Origin of the sequence: Paraburkholderia phosphatilytica (assembly GCF_003443895.1) — a bacterium.
In the GTDB taxonomy this organism is placed as follows: Bacteria; Pseudomonadota; Gammaproteobacteria; order Burkholderiales; family Burkholderiaceae; genus Paraburkholderia; species Paraburkholderia phosphatilytica.
Genome location: NZ_QQOA01000063.1, coordinates 1 through 15,838 on the forward strand (window position 1 = coordinate 1; position 15,838 = coordinate 15,838).

The window sequence follows — 15,838 nt, forward strand, 5'->3', positions numbered from 1 at the left end:
CCTCACCCAGTCGCTACGCCTCGTATCCGCTTCCTGTTCGTCAGGCCAGCGCTTTGCCTTCCAGCTTCCTTCAGACTCCCAGTCACCCGGGAAACCGTTGCCTTCGGCTAACTCTTCCCCTTGCCGGGCGAGTAGAGGACTTTCACCTCCAAGTGAGTGCGCCTTGCCGGGCGCACCCAAAAAAAGGCCCCTGACCTTGCCGGTCAGAGGCCTCATCGCCGGGTCAGTGTGCGAAGCCCATCACTTCGACGCCACCAGCAACCAAAGTCGTGCAAGGTCGGCCGAACCATCGGTGCCCCTCACGCCGCGGAACGTCTGCACGGCCTTCGCTTTCTGGCCGGCAATGTAATACGCCTCGCCGAGATGCAGTTGCGCCGCATCCGGATGATCGATGCCGCCCTTCGCGAGCGCGCTTTCCATCTGGGCGAGGCCCGCTTTGGCCTGGCCCGCGAACACCATGTTGAAGCCCGCATCGAACGGCGGAATCGGGTTGCCGTTCTGGTCGGCGGTCGACTGTGCGCGCTTGGTTGCGAGTGCCTGCAGGCGCTTCTCGCGGTCGGCCTGCGCATCGTGACCGAGCACGCCCGACGCGAAGCCCTGATCGATCACCTGCTTGCCTTCGGCCGTCTGACCCGCCACGATTGCGAGCTGGGTCATTTCCATGTAGTCGTCGGCCGTGGTCAGCGAGCCCGTGGCGCGACGCAGACGGTACGTGTCGATATCGAGCGCGGACAGATAACCCGGCTTGCTGCGGATCGACTGCATCAGGTCGTCCCAGTACGACTGCTTCGGGTGATACGCGATCAGCTTCTCGAGCGCACCGCGATACGTTGCGTCGTCCTTCACCCGCTGCGCGCAGGTGCCGAGCAGCTGCAGCTGCGATTCGTCGGGCACGTGGCCCGCATGCACTTCGGCGTCGATGCCTGGCTTGATCAGACCGACTACGCTCGCGCAATCGCCCGACAGGTAGTACGACTGCACCAGCAGCGCGCGCATATCGGGATCGGTGCCGCCCGCCTTCGTGTAGCGCTGCGCGGTCTTGATCGCCGCCGGATAGTTCTTTTCCTGGAAGTAGATGCCGGCGAGCGCGGCGGCCGTGCGCTGTTCGTCTTCACCCTTCAGCTGTCCGCCACCCAGCAGCGACTCGTAGGCCTGGGCGGCCACCGTCGTCTGCCCCGCCGCGGCAGCCGCCGCGCCGCGCATTTCCTCGACCATGTAGGTCTCGTACGGCGTCTTGTTCGGCACGGCCGCGGCCGCCGAAATCTTGCCGAGCGCGTCCTGGTATTTGTGCGCGCGATACAGGTTCTGCGCGTCGTTCAGCGGCTTCGCCACTTCGGGACGCAGCGTGTCCGCTGCCTGCACGCTGGACGACAGCACGCAGAGTGCCGACAGACCACCGAAAGCGGCCGCGAGCGCGGCACGCTTCAAACGAAGTTGAATCATGGGCACGCTCACTTCCTTATTGCATGTACTGCTCGTTGCCGATCAGACCGATCTTCGTCGCGCCGACGCGCTGCGCCGCCGCCATCACCGCTGCCACGTCCTTGTACGGCACGAGCTTGTTCGGATTCAGGTGAATCTCCGCCTGCACCGGTTCGGCCGCGACCTGGGAAAGCTTCGATTCGAGCGTCGCCTTGTCCGGCACCACGACGCCGTTCCAGGTCGTCGTGCCGTCGAAGTCGATGTCGATCTGCACGACTTCGGGCGGCGTGGCCGGCGGCGGCGGGTTGCCGACCGGCAGATCCATCTTGATCGAATGCATCTGGATCGGGATCGTGATGATCAGCATGATCAGGAGCACCAGCATCACGTCGATCAGCGGCGTGGTGTTGATGTCGACCATCACTTCCGGTTCGCCGCTTCCACCGCCGGAACCTACATTCATTCCCATCGTCGACTCCTGCCCTTAACCGCCGCGCGCCGGCGGCTCGGTAATGAATGAAACCTTGGCGATGCCCGCGCGTTCGCACGCCGTCACCACGCGGCCGATGAATTCATAGCGCGTGTTCTGGTCGCCGCGCACGTGCACTTCGGGCTGCGGCTGCTGCTGCGAGACGCCCTTCAACCGTGCAAGCAGCGTCGGCGCATCGATCAGCTTCTCGTTCCAGAAGAAGTCGCCGTCGCGGTTCACCGCGATCTCGATGCTCTTCGGCTGCGTCTGCAGCGGCTGCACGGTTTCCTTCGGCAACTGCACGGGCACCGTGTGCGTCACGACCGGAATCGTGATCAGGAAGATGATCAGCAGCACCAGCATCACATCGACGAGCGGTGTGGTGTTGATGGCGGAGATCACCTCGTCGTTGTCTTCGTCTCCGACGCTCATTGCCATGGCTTGCCTCGCTTAAGCGTTGTGACCGGAGATTACTCGACGAGCGATGCCGCACGTGCCGTAGCGCGCGCCGGACGCTTGCCGCCTGCGAGCACGACCGTATGCAGCTGGGCGCCGAACGCGCGCACCCGCTCCATCACCGACTTGTTGCGACGCACGAGGAAGTTGTAGCCGAGCACCGCCGGCACCGCGACCGCGAGACCGATCGCCGTCATGATCAGCGCTTCGCCGACCGGACCCGCGACCTTGTCGATCGAAGCCTGACCCGCGATGCCGATGGCCGTCAGCGCGTGATAGATGCCCCACACCGTACCGAACAGGCCGACGAACGGCGCCGTCGAGCCGACGGTGGCGAGGAACGCGAGACCGTCCTGCAGGCGGTTCGACACGTTGGTGATCGAACGCTCGACCGATGCGTCGATCCACGTGTTGCGGTCCACCGCTTCGAGCAGCGCTTCGTCGTGGTGCTGGCCGGCTTCGATCGCGGTCTCCGCGATGAAGCGGAACGGCGACGACTCTTCCAGCAGCTTCACGCCTTCGTTGAGCGTCGGCGCACTCCACAGCTGCTGGTCGGCACTCTTCGCGCGGCGGTTCGCACGGAACTGCTCGAAGAACTTGGTGATCATGATGTACCAGCTACCCATCGACATCGCGACGAGCAGACACAGCACGAAACGCGCGACGAAGTCGCCGTTCTTCCACAGCGCGCTCAGGCCGTACGGATTGGTGACCTCTTCCGACGTGGCCGGTGCGGGCGGCGGCGCGGGCTGATCCGCGGCCGAAGCCGCCATCTGCGGCGCGGCGGCAGGCGCGGAGGCCGCGGCAGCCGTCGTGTCGCTAGCCTGCGCGTAGGCGATTTGAGGCGCAGCCGCGGTGCCAACCGTTGCCACGGCGATCAACATGCTTGCCGTCAATGCGGCGATAGAACGCTTCTTCATGCCTGCTCCAGTTCATCCGTTGAACTTGTAAAACGAACCATAAATCGTCATTGGGTGCCGCGCGGTCGCGGTGCCGGGATCGGTGCTCAGTTCAGATTGAACGAGAACGGAACCTGCACGCGGACTGCCTGCCCCTGGGCGACGCAACTAAACTGCTTGACCGCATTGAACGCGGCACGATCCAGCGAAGGGTCGGCGGACTGCGAGACCTTTTCGTTCGTGATGTGCCCCTCCGGATCGACAGTGAACTCGATCACGACGTCACCCGTGATGTTGTTCTCCTGCGCGTCCTTCGGATACTTGATCGACGAGCGTACCTGATCCGAATTCGGACAGACGACACCCACCTCGTGACTGACCGGCTTCGGTGCCGGCGCGGGCGGCGCTGCCTGCACGGGCGGCTGGGCCGGCGTGACCGGCACCGGCGTCGCCTGGTGCGTGATGGTCTGCTGCGGCGGCGCCTGCACCGGCACTTCCGGCGGCGGCACGAACGGCGGCGGCGGCGGCGCGAACTTCGGCGGCGGCAGCGTGACCGGCGGCAGCGGCGGCGGAGGCGGCGGCTTCACCGGTTCGATGATCTTGGTTTCGATCGGATGCTGGATCACCTGCACGACCTTCGTGGCAAGGCCATTGATCAGCGCGTAGATCAGCACGACGTGCAGGAGGAGTACGGCTGCGATGCCGCCAAAGCGGCGTACGGGATTCTGCTGCTTGCGCCCGAACTCTCGTGGGCGTCCGTGCCTTGCGAGCCCGGCCGTAGACACCGGGTATTCCCCTTCCACTTTCATCACCACCTTCACTCCCTGGCGGAACCGCCAATGTCCGAAACCGCAGTGCGCTTTCCTGAAGCTCTGCCCTGAGACTGATACCAGGCTGACTTTTTTTCAACTGCAAAAATATCGCTCGTTAGCATCCCAAACTAGATGCATCACAGGCGGTTCGCGGACGTTCGGATATCTTGCGCAACATGCGGGCGTCTCCTTCGATGGCGCGGCGCCGAAGTTCTCGGCATGCAGCAACGCGTCATCCGTCGCGCAAAAGTTGCACCCGACGCGAAACGGCCCGGACTTCCCCGCTTCCCGCCCGGCGCTGTTCTTCTCCACCGGATATTTCTGGGACCGAAAGATACCCGGACAAAAAATCGTCGGTCAAACTTTTTTTGATGGAGCCAGATTTTTTTAGAGTTCGCACTCTAGCGGATGCCCAGAAACCTGTCACGCCTGCCATGCAGGCAGCATGAGTTGTTGAGTCAGCATCGATTTATTCGATTTTGCTTACGCATTTTTGACCAACAGATAACGCGCCGGCGTCTGGGTGTTGCGTCGTCGGGCAATGCTGCATTGACAGGCGGCTTCATTCACAATAGCCCATCCCGTCACGGCGCATACACGAGGCTCGAACATGGTGGTCGACTGGTCCGCGGTACTGGCTGTGCTGTCCGTCTATGTCGCGGGTATCGTGATTCCCGGGCCCAATTTTGTTGCAGTTGCACACAAGGCCGTGTCGTCGACGCGGCACGATGCGCTGGTCATGGTGGCAGGTGTCGTCTCCGTCAGTCTCCTCTGGGCCACCTGCTCGCTCCTCGGCATCGGAATCGTGTTCAGCGCGTTTCCCTGGCTCGCGCTCGGCGTGAAGTGCGCCGGTGCCGCTTACCTGATTTACTTTGGTTTGAGGCTGATCCTGACGGCGGATCCGGCCCGTACTTCCGCGGTGGCCCCGGATGCGTCGCGCGGCCTGCGCCACGCGTATGTGCAGGGCTTTGCGACCAACATTGCGAATCCGAAGTCGATCGCGTTCTTCGCGGCCGTGTTCACGTCGGCCGCGCCGGCGCACGCATCGTGGGCGACCTTCGGTGCGATGCTCGCGGTGGTCGGCGTGATCGGCAGCAGCTGGTATGGGTTCGTCGCGCTCGCGCTGTCGCATGGCGGCATCGCGGCGGCTTACCGGCGCGGCAAGCGTAGCCTCGACCGGGTCTGCGGGGGGCTCATGGTGGGCCTCGGCGTGCGTCAATTGCTGCGGTGAAGCATTGATCATGACCACCTTCGTCATCCTGCTGCGCGCGGTCAACGTCGGCGGCACTGGCAAGCTGCCGATGGCCGAGCTCAAGGCGATGTGCGAGCGCGCCGGGCTCGAGAATGTCCGCACCTACATCGCGAGCGGCAACGTCGTGTGCCGCAGCACGCTTTCCAAGGCACGCGTGAAGGCGCTGATCGAAACCGCGCTAGCGGACTACGCCGGCAAACCCGTCGGCGTCGCGATCCGCACCGCGGCGGAAGTGGCAGCCGTGCTCGCGGGCAATCCGTTCCCGGACGCGCAGCCGAATCAGACGGCCGCGATCTTTCTCGACGGCGCACCGCCTGCCGATACGCTCGAACACGTGAGCGGCCAGAAAAACGAATCGATCGAACTCGGCAAGCAGGAAATCTATGTGCACTACCCCGACGGCATGGGCCAGTCGAAGCTCAAGATCGCCGCGGCTAAAGCCGGCACCGCGCGCAATATGAACACGGTCGCGACACTCGCCGAGTGGGCAGCGCAGTAAACGCGTTGCCCCTACAGCGCTAAAACCACCCTTCAGTCTGACGCAAAACCCCTGCGTTTAGCGCTCCGTTTACTGAAACTGAGCCTTTCAGACATTTTTCGCCTTCGTCAAAACTGGCTTCTTAGACTCACCCCGCGTCGCATAAAGCGCGCTAAGCGATGTCGGACCGCCATGCGGCTCCGGCTGATCGATCGAGTCCCTGATCTATTGACGACAAAGGTGGAAAAGCGAATGAAAACCCGCTTGAAGATGCTGGTAGTGCCGGCCCTGCTGCTGCTTGGCGGCAGCGCTTACGCACAGAGCAGCGTGACGATGTACGGCCTCGTCGACGAAGGCCTCAACTTCACCAACAACGCAGGCGCAGGCTCGTCATTCCAGGTGAAGAGCGGCGACGTGGTGGGCAGCCGTTGGGGCATCAAAGGCGCTGAAGATCTCGGCGGCGGCGACAAGGCGATCTTCGATCTCGAAAGCGGCTTCAACGCGAGCAACGGCGAAGCGGGCCAGGACGGGCGGATGTTCGGCCGTCAGGCGTGGGTTGGGCTGTCGTCGAAGAGCCTCGGCACATTGACGGTTGGCCGGCAGTACGACCCCACCATCGACATGTTCAGCGACCTCACCGCGTCCGGCAACTGGGCCGGCGACGTCGGCGCGACACCGTTCGACAACGACAACTCGGACTGGGATTTCCGCGTCGACAATTCCGTCAAGTACGTGAGCCCGACCGTTGCCGGTTTCACCGGCGAAGCGATGTACGGCTTCAGCAACGCGGCCGGCGGCTTCGCCGACAACCGGCTCGTCAGCGCGGCCGGTCAGTACCAGTATGGCGGACTGACCGCGGCGCTCGCGTACATGAAGATCGACAACCCCGGCGCCGGCACCTCCGGCGCGGTCACGGACGACACGGTGTTCACCGGCGCGTCGCAGCAGAACATCGACGCCGCTGTTGCCTACAAGTGGGAGAAGCTCTTCCTCGCGTTCGACTATTCGCACACGCAGATCGATTCGCCGACGGGCAACGCGTACCTGAGCGGCTCGATCGAACCCGCGGGCGGCAACTGGACCGGCTGGAAATTCGACAACTTCCAGCTGAACGGCCAGTACTACTTCCAGCAGAACTTCTGGCTCGGCGCGTCGTACACGTACACGATGGGCCATCTCGATTCGACGGTCGGCAACTTCAGCCCGAGGTGGCATCAGATCGCCTTGATGCTCGACTATGACCTGAGCGCGCGCACGTCGCTTTACGTACAAGGCGCGTATCAGCACGTGGTCAGCGCGAATACCGGCACACAATTCGACGACGCGCAGCTGCTCGCGGCGCCGAGCGCGTCGTCTTCGGCGAACCAGATGGTCTATCGCGTTGCGATGATCCATCGCTTCTAGGCACGCAGCGCGGCAGAAAGCGCTTAAGGGAAATTAAGGGCGCTTAAGGGCGGCCGCGCGCCGTCCTTAAAAACTCTTTCATCTTTCTGCGGTTGCTCCTGGGTGCGTTCCGCCTTACTTTGCGCTGAACGCACTCACCCTCTTTAGCTACTTGAGGCTAGCCATGCAGCGTCCGATGAACATCGAAATGGTCCAGCGCGATGGCGTCAACCGCCTCGCCGTCAGGATCGGTTCCCGCGACATGCTGCTGGACGGCGCCGACGTCGAAGCGCTGATCGAGCGGCTCAGCTACTACCGCGCCGCGATGAAACCGGCGATCGCCGAACGCCTGTCGCCAACGCATCGCTACCAGGTCGAACTCGACCCGTGCTGGCATGCGGAGCCACATCCAGCAATGGATGGCCTCGTGATGCTGTTCCGGCACAGCGGCTATGGCTGGACCGGCTTCTTCATTCCGCACGACCGGCTGGACGCGCTGCATCGCGAGTGTCGCCGCTATGTCGACACGGCCGCAGCGGAGCCTGCGATGTTGCCCAACTAGCAGCGTCACGCGTCCCGATACCGCTCACTACCCGCCAGAGGACTTACGATGCCCTTCGACATCGACATGGAAATCGTCAACGAATACGGCCCGAATTCGCTGCTGCTCAAAGCCGGCGGCGCGAGCGCGATGCTCGATGCGGCCGAACTCGACGAGCTGATCGAACTGCTCGCTACCGTGCGCTCGGAGCTGCAACCGATGACGCCGGTGCGGCCCGCGCTCACGCATCAATACGTGATAGAAACGGCGCCGCACTGGCAGACCGTGCGCAACCCGCTGTTCGATGGTTTGATCGTGTTCTTCCGGCATAGCGGCTTCGGCTGGACCGGCTTCGGCCTGCCGCGCCCGAGCATCGAACGGCTCATGGAAATCATGGCGCCGCTCGTCGCGCCTCGCGTGACGATGCCGGAAAGCACACTCGTGATGTAACTCACGCTTCAGCTGGCTGGCTGCATCAGATGCGGCCAGCACTCGACCGTAATCACGGTTCCCGCCTCGCGTTCCCCCTGCAACCTGCCGCCGATGCGCAGCTCGAAGTCGTGCAGCCGCACGATCGCCGCGACGATCGCAAGGCCGAGTCCTGTGCCCGGCACGTGCTTCGTGTGCTTCGCGCGATAAAACTGCCCGAACACCGCGTCCCGCTCGTCGACCGGAATGCCCGGGCCGTTGTCTTCGATCGACACGACCGGTCCGGCTGCCGAGCGCTGCATCGCGATACACACGTCGCCGCCGGGCGGCGCGAACTTGATCGCGTTGTGCAACAGGTTGCTCAGCGCTTCGAACAGCAGCCCGCGATCGCCGTGCAGCGGATCGACCGTCTCGATCCGCCATGTGAGGCTGATCGACTTCTCCTCCGCCAGCGGTTGATACAGGCCGACCAGTTCGTCGATCAGCATCTCGGGCACCACGACGCCGAAGCCGCTGCGTCGCTGCATCGTCCCAATCTCTGAGATGCGCAGCATCGCATTGAAGCGCTCGAGCACCGAATCCGCTTCGCTACGCACCTTCTCGATCAGCTCGCTCGCCACGCCATCGTGCCGTCCATTCGCGTGTTCGGCCAGGTAGCCGAGCTGCAGACGAAGCCGCACGAGCGGCGTGCGCAGATCGTGCGCGATGCCGTCGCAGGTGCCCTTGATTTCGCGGATCAACCTTTCGATTTCGTCGAGCATCCGGTTCACGAGGTGCGCGAGCATGTCGAGCTCGTCCCGGCCTCGCACCGCGAGCCGCTGGTTCAGGTCGCCGCTCGCGATCAGGCTGGTCGTGCGGCGCATCTCCGCGACTCGCCGCATCTGCCGCAGACTCAGCAGCAGCCCCGCGGCAAGATTCGCGAGCAGACACACCGCGCCGCCCACGATCAGCGCACGCGTCAACTCGTTGCGCACCCGCGTCACGTCGTTCAGGCTGCGCGCAATCACCAGCCGCCTGCCGTTCGCGCGCCGCTCGCCCATCACGCGCACCACCGGCAGCGATGGATTGCCGAACAGCGTCAGCGTCACGCCCGTCGTATCGCTATGTCCCACATCCGGCGTATCGAGCGCGAGGCCCATCGGCATCTCGACGATATCGCCGGCAAGCCGTTTGCCGTTCGTATCGAAGAGACCGTAGTAGTTGGCGTGCCGATGCTCGCGTTCGAGACGCCGCTCGATCAGCGCGCCGATCTCGCCATCAGGCGTGGAATCGAAGTAGCGCAACTGCCAGCGGAGGCCGCTGTCCGCCGCGCTCTGCATCGCGCGCGTCACCGAGAATTCGATGAACACGATCAGCACCATCAGCGAGATCATGAAGATCGGTGCGAACACCGCCAGCCAGCGAAAGGTCGACGTATGCCACTGGCTGCCCAGACCCTTTGGCAATTGCCCCGATTCGGTGCGGCGATGCGCGTCGTTGCCGCGCGGCATTCTGTCGCGCCCAAAGTTTGCGCGATCGTCAAACTCGTCAGGATGACGTAATTTCACCCTGAAGGCTTTCTTTAACATGACGTGGCTCACGATATACCGTAGTGCGTGTGCGTAACGTCATGATGATATCGGTTCACGAATGCACAAACAGCGACGTAAAGATGAAGAACGTGTCGTTTTCATGTAAAACGCCCGGCGTTCCGCATGTCCGTCGCTGTCTGTCTGCTTTGCGGCCGTGCCTTGCGGCCGCAAAGCAGATCGCCGCAACCGCCTTTAGAACATCGTGCGAATGCCGGCTGCCGCGATGTAGTTCGTCGATTCGTAGCCGTTGAAAGCCGAGCCGTTGAACTTCGAGAACATGTAGCCTGCGTAGACGTCGGTGCGCCGGCTCAGACGATAGTCCGCGACCAGCGAATACTGCAGCTGGTTGCCGCCCGCCACGCCGGTTGCCTGCATCGTCTGCGTATCGTAGAAGCCCAGCGCAACGTCGAATTGCGGCGTGAACTTGTAGTCGCCGCCCGCGAAATACAGATTGTTCCGCGACGTGTAGACCGTGTTGGTTAGCGAACCGGTATAACCGTAGTAGTCGACAGTCGTGCCCGCCGTGACCGGATCCGTCGGCGCCTTGAGTTCATAGTGCTCGTAGCCGGCCTTGAGCGTTGCGTTGCCGAATGCGTATTTGGCCGCGAGCATGAAATCTTCGTCGTTGTTGAGCGTCAGCGATCCAACGCTCGTGCCGATCAGATCGCTCGTGGTTGCGTTCGCACCGGTCAGCGCGCCGGAGTGCACCGCGTCGCGTGCGCTGTAATACGTTGCCTGAATGCCGAAGCCGCGGTCCTCGTAGCCGACGTTCACGCCGAACGTCGAGCCGTCGCCGAACTTGCCGGCCACGCCGCCCAGGCTGTACGAAACGCCGTAGTTGAACGGCCCCGTGTGGTTCGTGTACTTGATGTTGTTGTCCGTGCGCGAGCCTTCCGTGATACCGCCCGCCGAGTACGAGCCCGAGAAGCCGAGCGGCGAGAACAGCTGCGCCGCGAACATCGGGTCGTAGTTGACGATCGTGTCGAAGCCGAGCGTCGTGGTGCGGCCGAACGCGAGCGAACCGAACGTGTCGTCGCGCAAACCGACGAACGCCCCGCGGTTGAACAGCTGGCCGTTCAACGCCGACGCCACGCCCACCGTGTTGCTGGTGCCCGCGACCGAACCCGCCGCATTGTTCAGGTTGCCGGACGGCACGTTGATGCCCGACTCCAGCCCGAAGAATGCATGCAGCCCGCCGCCCAGGTCTTCGTTGCCGCGAATGCCCCAGCGCGAATCCGACATGCCGCCGTTGTACATGCCCCACACCGGGTTCTGGAACTTCGTGCTCACCTTGCTGACGGGATTGACGGTCGCGGGAAACAGCGCGCTGCCGTTCGCGCTGTGTTCGACCACGCCCACCGCGACGTCCAGCACGCCGTACAGCGTGACGCTGTTCCCCGTCGTGTCGTCCGCATGCGCGACGCCCAGACACGAGCTCAGTACAGCCGTAGCGATCAGTTGCTTCTTCATGTATGTCCAACTCCGGATGGCAGACGGACCGATCAATGCGCTGAAGCGCTTAACCTTCACGATCCAGCACGATAGCTTCACAATCCGTCCTGTTTAGATGTTTTTGAAGCCGACGCAATTAGATCGAAAAGAAGCGACGCTCACTATCGTTCGAACAGTCATCCTAAGGAATTCAATCTTTCATCCGGCGAAAGAAGCCGGGTTCATGAACTGGCAACGGAGCCGCATGCGAAGCCGCGTGACCCGTGAACGTTGCGCACGGCCCACACCGGCGCGCCAGGCGTTCCGGGCCGACACGCGGCTAATGCCCGTGTGAAGCGCGATCGCACATTGCTGTCACAGATTGCGCTTTGCGAAAGCCAGTTTTTCAGCAGAGCCGCGCATGCCGGCGTTTCGCGCGATGACAATCTCGCCGCGGGCGGCAACCTACCCGACGAACACGACACACCACCGGCCCAACTCAATCGACTTCATGAAAAAGAACCTACTAGCAGCGGCATCCCTCGCAGCCATCAGCGTCTGCGCGCACGCACAGAGCAGCGTCACCCTGTATGGCGCGGTCGACACCAGCATCGCCTACTTCGGTAACGAGCAAGGTGCGCAGAAATCCGGCAACACGTTCCAGATGATGTCGGGCAACCTGTCGCCTAACCTGTGGGGCCTGAAAGGCGTCGAAGATCTTGGCAACGGCCTGCACGCGGTCTTCAAGCTCGAGAGCGGCTTCAATATCGACAATGGCCGCATGGGCCAGGGCCAGCGCATCTTCGGCCGCACCGCGATGGTGGGCATCGACGACACGAGCGCGGGCACCGTCACGCTCGGCCGTCAGTACGATCCGCTGATCGACCTGATCCAGCCGCTCACGAACGACGACACGTTCGGCCCGACCTTCGCGACGCCAGGCGATATCGACAACTACGACAACAGCTACCGCACCAACAACTCGATCAAGTACACCAGCCCGAACTACGCGGGGCTGCAGGTGTCCGGCATGTACGCGTTCGGCGGCGTGTCGGGCAGCACCGGCAGCGGCCAGACCTATGCGGTTGCGGCGGCTTACAACCACGGCCCGCTCGGGCTCGGTGCCGGTTACTTCCACGCGAACAGCGACCGCGGCACCGCCGCGTCGTTCGACGGCCTGAACCCGGACGCGACGGATTTCGCGGTGGATTCGCAGGCGATCAGCGGCGCGTTCGTGTCGGCGAACTCGATGCAGATCATCCGCGCGGCCGGCGCTTACACGTTCGGCAACCTCACTGCCGGCCTCTCGTACAGCAACGTCGAGTACAACAACTACACGACGGCCGCCGGCAGCCAGAACAGCACGAAGTTCAACACGGGGCAGGTGTACGTCGACTACCACCTGACGCCGATGATGGTGGTAGGCGCCGGCTACGACTATACGAAGGGCAGCGGCAACAGCGTGACGGTCGCCTACAACCAGTTCAGCCTCGGCGCGGACTACTTCCTGTCGCGACGTACCGATGTCTATGCACTCGCGGGTTACCAGAAGGCGTCGGGCAACACCTATGACGCGTCCACCGGCGGACTCGTCTCCGCAGTGGCATCGATGGGCGACTTCGGCAACGACGCAAGCACCAGCAAACAGACGATGGCAATGGTCGGCATTCGCCACAAGTTCTGACCGTCCGCTTGCTGTCAGGCTTGACGCACGTCATGCTCGCACCGCCGCGCATGACGGCGTTTTCGCTTTACGGCCGGCTTGCGCAGCGCGTCGCATTGCAGCCCGCCTGAAATCTAAATATTTTTTAACCTGGGTGCCGGCGAGTTGTTATCGCCTCTGTTCGATTATGCAGGCTATCGTCGATCCGGAGCCCGATAACATGAACCAGATCCAGGGGATGCGCGTTTTCATGCGCGTGATCGAACTGAACAGCTTCACGCTCGCCGCGAAGCAGCTCGGCATGTCGCCCGCCGCCGTTACGCGCAGCATCAACATGCTCGAAGCGCATCTCAACGTGCGCCTGATCAACCGCTCGACCCGCAGCCTGTCGCTGACCGAGGCCGGTACCGAATATCTCGACGGCTGCCGCACGATCATCGAAAATCTCGACGAGATCGAATCCAACCTCGTCAAGACGACCCGCTCGCCGCACGGCACACTGCGCATCGGCGCGTCCGCCACCTTCGCATCCGCGCAGCTGTGCTCGCTGCTTGCCGCTTACCATCGCACGCAGCCGCTGGTCGATTTCGACATCCGCACCTTCGATGCGCACGTGGACATGATCGAGGGCGGCTTCGACATCGGCTTCACCGACGGCCGCCGCCTGCCTGGATCGTCGATGGTGAGCCGGGTGCTCGCGAACTTCGACGACGTGCTGGTCGCGTCGCCGTCCTATCTCGCGCGGCGCGGCACGCCCGCCACGCCCTCGATGCTCGGCTCGCACAACCTGCTGATCGTCTCGGACGGCTCCGCGCGCACGTGGGAGTTCACCGACGGCAGCGGCATCTACCGCGTGCAGACGATGCGCAACGCGCTGCGCACGTCCAGCCACTCGATGGCGCGCACGGCCGCGCTGAACGACATGGGCATCGCGATGCTGCCGATGCCGCTGATCCGCGACGATCTGGAGAGCGGCGCGCTCGTCAGGCTGTTAGACGCGTATCCGGTCAACGACAGCGCGCGCAGCTTCTCGATCGTCTATTCGGGACGCACGCAGCTGACGGCCAAGGTCCGCACGTTCATCGACTTCTCGGTCGGCTTCTTCCGCTCGACGGAGCGTTCGTTCCCGCTGCGCGCGGTGGCGTAACCTTGAAGCCAGGTACTTAAAGCCAGGCAGCGTCCTGGCTTCATCACCGTTCCAGCACGCAATAAAAACAAGGCCGCCGATATCGACATCGGCGGCCTTGCGTTGCCTTGCTTCCGTCGGCGTGCAATCGTCAGTGATGCGCGTACAGCGTCGAATTCAGGTATTGAAGCTGACCGTCATTCTTCGCATGCATATAGTCGCGATCGACCTGCGCGCGGGTCACGTCGCTGTGCATGTCGTCGGGCGACGTCCATTGCGCGACGGTCTGTGTGTTGTCGGTTGCATTGGCGTTCTGCGTCTGCTGCGCCGGTTGCATCGGCTGCGTCGCGGTCTGCGCGAATGCTGCGCCCGAGACAGCGCCTAAGGCCAGCGTCATCGCGATCCATGCGGCTTTGCGGTTCATCGTTCTCTCCATACGGTCTATCGAGGTTTCGCATGACCTCAGCGGAGCAAGACCGCTGCGTCTGAAACCTACGATAAGGCTGCATCGCTAACCGTCCCGCAACGCCAGCATGAACAAAACGTTAAGAAAGCGGGCGCGCTTGCGGTGCGTTGCTTTCCGCCGCCTATGAAAGTTCTTTCATCCGCATTCGGCCGATATGCGAAACGGGCCGCCCTATCCTGACACTGAGCCACGCAACACCTTGCGTGGCCATTCGATCACTCAAGGACATCCGCCATGAAACTCGCGCTCAAGACTGCCGTCTGCACCACCCTGCTGCTTGGCAGTGCTTCGGTTTTCGCCGCATCGCATCTGACGCCGCAGCAATGCAACGACTATCCGTTTACGCAGTTGCGCGGTTCGCCCACGCACGCGCAGCTCGAAAACGAACTCGCCGAGCTCGAATCCGTGGGCTACAACCCGTCTGCAGGCGACGATGCGGACTACCCGAACGACATCGAACGCGCGGAGAAGCTGCTGCGCGCGAAATACCGCGCCGACTGCGGCGTACCGCAGCAAAGCGCGCTGTCCACGGCCCAGACGAGTAACTGACGGCGTGGCGCTTCATTCAAAGCACCCCACATCTGCAGGCAATCACAAGCGCGGCGCAAGCCGCGCTTTGTCGTTTCCTGAACATGAAGCGGTTTCTTCATGAACCTATCAATCTTCTAAACAAGCTTTAATCAACGATGCTGCGTCGTTTTAGTCCGGCTGCCCGATGATGCCGAACATTCTTTGACTTCCGGCCTCGACCGAGGCGATGCAGATGCCAAAAATCCTGACCATCGAAGACGATGAACTCGTCGTCAAGGACGTCGTGCGCGCACTGACCGCGAGCGGCTTTACCGTCGACATTGCGCGCACCGGGCGCGACGGCATGGCCAAGGCGATGTCCGGCGAATACGACGTGATCACCGTCGACCGCATGCTGCCCGATCTCGATGGTCTCAAGATCGTGTCGACCATGCGCGGCGTCGGCATGGAAACGCCGGTGCTCGTGATGAGTGCGCTATCGAATGTCGATCAACGCATCCAGGGCTTGCGCGCCGGCGGCGACGACTATCTGATCAAACCGTTCTCGTCCGACGAGATGTCCGCGCGCGTCGAAGTGCTGCTGCGCCGCCGCCCACGCAGCACGAAGGAAGAGACGACGCTGCGCGTCGGTCCGCTGGAAGTGGATCTCGTGCGCCGGCGCGTCGTGTACCGCGAGCATGAGCTGTCGTTGCAGCCCACCGAATTCCGCCTGCTCGAATTCATGATGCGGCATGCCGGCCAGGTGCTCACGCGCACGATGATCTTCGAAGCCGTGTGGGGTTGCCGCTTCGATCCCGGCACCAATCTGATCGACGTGCACGTGGGCCGGCTGCGCCGCAAGATCGACGCATTCAACGAGCGCCCGCTGATCCGCACGATTCGCGGCTCCGGCTATCTGCTCGGCTAACC

General features: G+C 63.0%; 18 protein-coding genes. 9 read left to right on the top strand and 9 right to left on the bottom strand.

Going from position 1 to position 15,838, the window contains the following annotated elements:
* From DVS29_RS37690 to DVS29_RS34725, 6 genes are all read right to left on the bottom strand, one after another.
* On the bottom strand, positions 1-216 hold a 216-nt coding region (locus DVS29_RS37690), incomplete at its 3' end, for a hypothetical protein (RefSeq protein WP_205962582.1).
* Between the two features lie 24 nt (positions 217-240).
* On the bottom strand, positions 241-1,443 hold the full coding sequence (locus DVS29_RS34705; RefSeq protein WP_118185518.1) for a tetratricopeptide repeat protein: 1,203 nt from the start codon (positions 1,441-1,443) through the stop codon (positions 241-243).
* Positions 1,444-1,459: 16 nt separating this feature from the next.
* A complete protein-coding gene (locus DVS29_RS34710) occupies positions 1,460-1,891 on the bottom strand; it encodes an ExbD/TolR family protein (protein WP_118185520.1) in 432 nt (143 codons plus the stop codon).
* A 15-nt stretch (positions 1,892-1,906) separates the two neighbouring features.
* Positions 1,907-2,329, bottom strand: a complete 423-nt coding sequence (locus DVS29_RS34715) for an ExbD/TolR family protein (protein ID WP_118185522.1) — start codon at positions 2,327-2,329, stop codon at positions 1,907-1,909.
* A gap of 32 nt (positions 2,330-2,361) precedes the next feature.
* On the bottom strand, positions 2,362-3,267 hold the full coding sequence (locus DVS29_RS34720) for a MotA/TolQ/ExbB proton channel family protein (RefSeq protein WP_118185524.1): 906 nt from the start codon (positions 3,265-3,267) through the stop codon (positions 2,362-2,364).
* Positions 3,268-3,353: 86 nt separating this feature from the next.
* Positions 3,354-4,055: an energy transducer TonB gene (locus DVS29_RS34725; protein WP_118185526.1), complete on the bottom strand. Its 702-nt coding sequence runs from the start codon at positions 4,053-4,055 to the stop codon at positions 3,354-3,356.
* Positions 4,056-4,671: 616 nt separating this feature from the next.
* Between DVS29_RS34725 and DVS29_RS34730 the strand changes: the two genes are divergently transcribed.
* The 5 genes from DVS29_RS34730 to DVS29_RS34750 all read left to right on the top strand — a co-directional run bounded on the left by DVS29_RS34730 (position 4,672) and on the right by DVS29_RS34750 (position 8,162).
* Positions 4,672-5,289 (top strand): LysE family translocator, encoded by a 618-nt coding sequence (locus DVS29_RS34730; protein WP_118185554.1) that lies wholly within the window; start codon positions 4,672-4,674, stop codon positions 5,287-5,289.
* Between the two features lie 10 nt (positions 5,290-5,299).
* Positions 5,300-5,809 (top strand): DUF1697 domain-containing protein, encoded by a 510-nt coding sequence (locus DVS29_RS34735; RefSeq protein ID WP_118185528.1) that lies wholly within the window; start codon positions 5,300-5,302, stop codon positions 5,807-5,809.
* 231 nt (positions 5,810-6,040) lie between these two features.
* Complete coding sequence (locus DVS29_RS34740) at positions 6,041-7,192, top strand: porin (RefSeq protein WP_118185530.1); 1,152 nt, start codon at positions 6,041-6,043, stop codon at positions 7,190-7,192.
* A gap of 175 nt (positions 7,193-7,367) precedes the next feature.
* Positions 7,368-7,733 (top strand): hypothetical protein, encoded by a 366-nt coding sequence (locus DVS29_RS34745; RefSeq protein WP_124800753.1) that lies wholly within the window; start codon positions 7,368-7,370, stop codon positions 7,731-7,733.
* Between the two features lie 48 nt (positions 7,734-7,781).
* Positions 7,782-8,162: a hypothetical protein gene (locus DVS29_RS34750; protein WP_240655957.1), complete on the top strand. Its 381-nt coding sequence runs from the start codon at positions 7,782-7,784 to the stop codon at positions 8,160-8,162.
* Between the two features lie 8 nt (positions 8,163-8,170).
* Here the strand turns inward: DVS29_RS34750 and DVS29_RS34755 are convergent, their stop codons facing one another.
* Both DVS29_RS34755 and DVS29_RS34760 read right to left on the bottom strand, forming a co-directional pair.
* The gene (locus tag DVS29_RS34755; RefSeq protein WP_240655960.1) at positions 8,171-9,514 is read right to left on the bottom strand and encodes a sensor histidine kinase; all 1,344 of its coding nucleotides are present in this window, start codon (positions 9,512-9,514) and stop codon (positions 8,171-8,173) included.
* Positions 9,515-9,904: 390 nt separating this feature from the next.
* Positions 9,905-11,182: a porin gene (locus DVS29_RS34760; RefSeq protein ID WP_118185534.1), complete on the bottom strand. Its 1,278-nt coding sequence runs from the start codon at positions 11,180-11,182 to the stop codon at positions 9,905-9,907.
* 472 nt (positions 11,183-11,654) lie between these two features.
* Here DVS29_RS34760 and DVS29_RS34765 point away from each other — a divergent pair, with 472 nt between their 5' ends.
* Both DVS29_RS34765 and DVS29_RS34770 read left to right on the top strand, forming a co-directional pair.
* A complete protein-coding gene (locus tag DVS29_RS34765) occupies positions 11,655-12,827 on the top strand; it encodes a porin (RefSeq protein ID WP_118185561.1) in 1,173 nt (390 codons plus the stop codon).
* A gap of 199 nt (positions 12,828-13,026) precedes the next feature.
* Positions 13,027-13,953 carry a LysR family transcriptional regulator gene (locus DVS29_RS34770; RefSeq protein ID WP_118185562.1) on the top strand — a complete coding sequence of 309 codons (927 nt, stop codon included), beginning with the start codon at positions 13,027-13,029 and terminating at the stop codon, positions 13,951-13,953.
* Between the two features lie 130 nt (positions 13,954-14,083).
* On the opposite strand, the gene DVS29_RS34775 is transcribed toward DVS29_RS34770, so the two are convergent.
* On the bottom strand, positions 14,084-14,356 hold the full coding sequence (locus tag DVS29_RS34775) for a hypothetical protein (RefSeq protein WP_118185537.1): 273 nt from the start codon (positions 14,354-14,356) through the stop codon (positions 14,084-14,086).
* A 276-nt stretch (positions 14,357-14,632) separates the two neighbouring features.
* On the opposite strand from DVS29_RS34775, the gene DVS29_RS34780 reads away from it, so the two are divergent.
* Both DVS29_RS34780 and DVS29_RS34785 read left to right on the top strand, forming a co-directional pair.
* Entirely contained in the window at positions 14,633-14,947 is a 315-nt protein-coding gene (locus tag DVS29_RS34780; protein WP_118185539.1) for a DUF4148 domain-containing protein, read from the top strand.
* Between the two features lie 214 nt (positions 14,948-15,161).
* Positions 15,162-15,836 (top strand): response regulator transcription factor, encoded by a 675-nt coding sequence (locus tag DVS29_RS34785; RefSeq protein ID WP_118185564.1) that lies wholly within the window; start codon positions 15,162-15,164, stop codon positions 15,834-15,836.
* Positions 15,837-15,838 lie beyond the last annotated feature (2 nt).

What these genes read in the sequence shown, in the direction of transcription:
- DVS29_RS34705 (WP_118185518.1), bottom strand. Translation starts at nt 1,443, where the DNA reads ATGATTCAACTTCGTTTGAAGCGTGCCGCGCTCGCGGCCGCTTTCGGT.
- DVS29_RS34710 (WP_118185520.1), bottom strand. Translation starts at nt 1,891, where the DNA reads ATGGGAATGAATGTAGGTTCCGGCGGTGGAAGCGGCGAACCGGAAGTG.
- DVS29_RS34715 (WP_118185522.1), bottom strand. Translation starts at nt 2,329, where the DNA reads ATGGCAATGAGCGTCGGAGACGAAGACAACGACGAGGTGATCTCCGCC.
- DVS29_RS34720 (WP_118185524.1), bottom strand. Translation starts at nt 3,267, where the DNA reads ATGAAGAAGCGTTCTATCGCCGCATTGACGGCAAGCATGTTGATCGCC.
- DVS29_RS34725 (WP_118185526.1), bottom strand. Translation starts at nt 4,055, where the DNA reads ATGAAAGTGGAAGGGGAATACCCGGTGTCTACGGCCGGGCTCGCAAGG.
- DVS29_RS34735 (WP_118185528.1), top strand. Translation starts at nt 5,300, where the DNA reads ATGACCACCTTCGTCATCCTGCTGCGCGCGGTCAACGTCGGCGGCACT.
- DVS29_RS34740 (WP_118185530.1), top strand. Translation starts at nt 6,041, where the DNA reads ATGAAAACCCGCTTGAAGATGCTGGTAGTGCCGGCCCTGCTGCTGCTT.
- DVS29_RS34745 (WP_124800753.1), top strand. Translation starts at nt 7,368, where the DNA reads ATGAACATCGAAATGGTCCAGCGCGATGGCGTCAACCGCCTCGCCGTC.
- DVS29_RS34750 (WP_240655957.1), top strand. Translation starts at nt 7,782, where the DNA reads ATGCCCTTCGACATCGACATGGAAATCGTCAACGAATACGGCCCGAAT.
- DVS29_RS34755 (WP_240655960.1), bottom strand. Translation starts at nt 9,514, where the DNA reads ATGATCTCGCTGATGGTGCTGATCGTGTTCATCGAATTCTCGGTGACG.
- DVS29_RS34760 (WP_118185534.1), bottom strand. Translation starts at nt 11,182, where the DNA reads ATGAAGAAGCAACTGATCGCTACGGCTGTACTGAGCTCGTGTCTGGGC.
- DVS29_RS34765 (WP_118185561.1), top strand. Translation starts at nt 11,655, where the DNA reads ATGAAAAAGAACCTACTAGCAGCGGCATCCCTCGCAGCCATCAGCGTC.
- DVS29_RS34770 (WP_118185562.1), top strand. Translation starts at nt 13,027, where the DNA reads ATGAACCAGATCCAGGGGATGCGCGTTTTCATGCGCGTGATCGAACTG.
- DVS29_RS34775 (WP_118185537.1), bottom strand. Translation starts at nt 14,356, where the DNA reads ATGAACCGCAAAGCCGCATGGATCGCGATGACGCTGGCCTTAGGCGCT.
- DVS29_RS34780 (WP_118185539.1), top strand. Translation starts at nt 14,633, where the DNA reads ATGAAACTCGCGCTCAAGACTGCCGTCTGCACCACCCTGCTGCTTGGC.
- DVS29_RS34785 (WP_118185564.1), top strand. Translation starts at nt 15,162, where the DNA reads ATGCCAAAAATCCTGACCATCGAAGACGATGAACTCGTCGTCAAGGAC.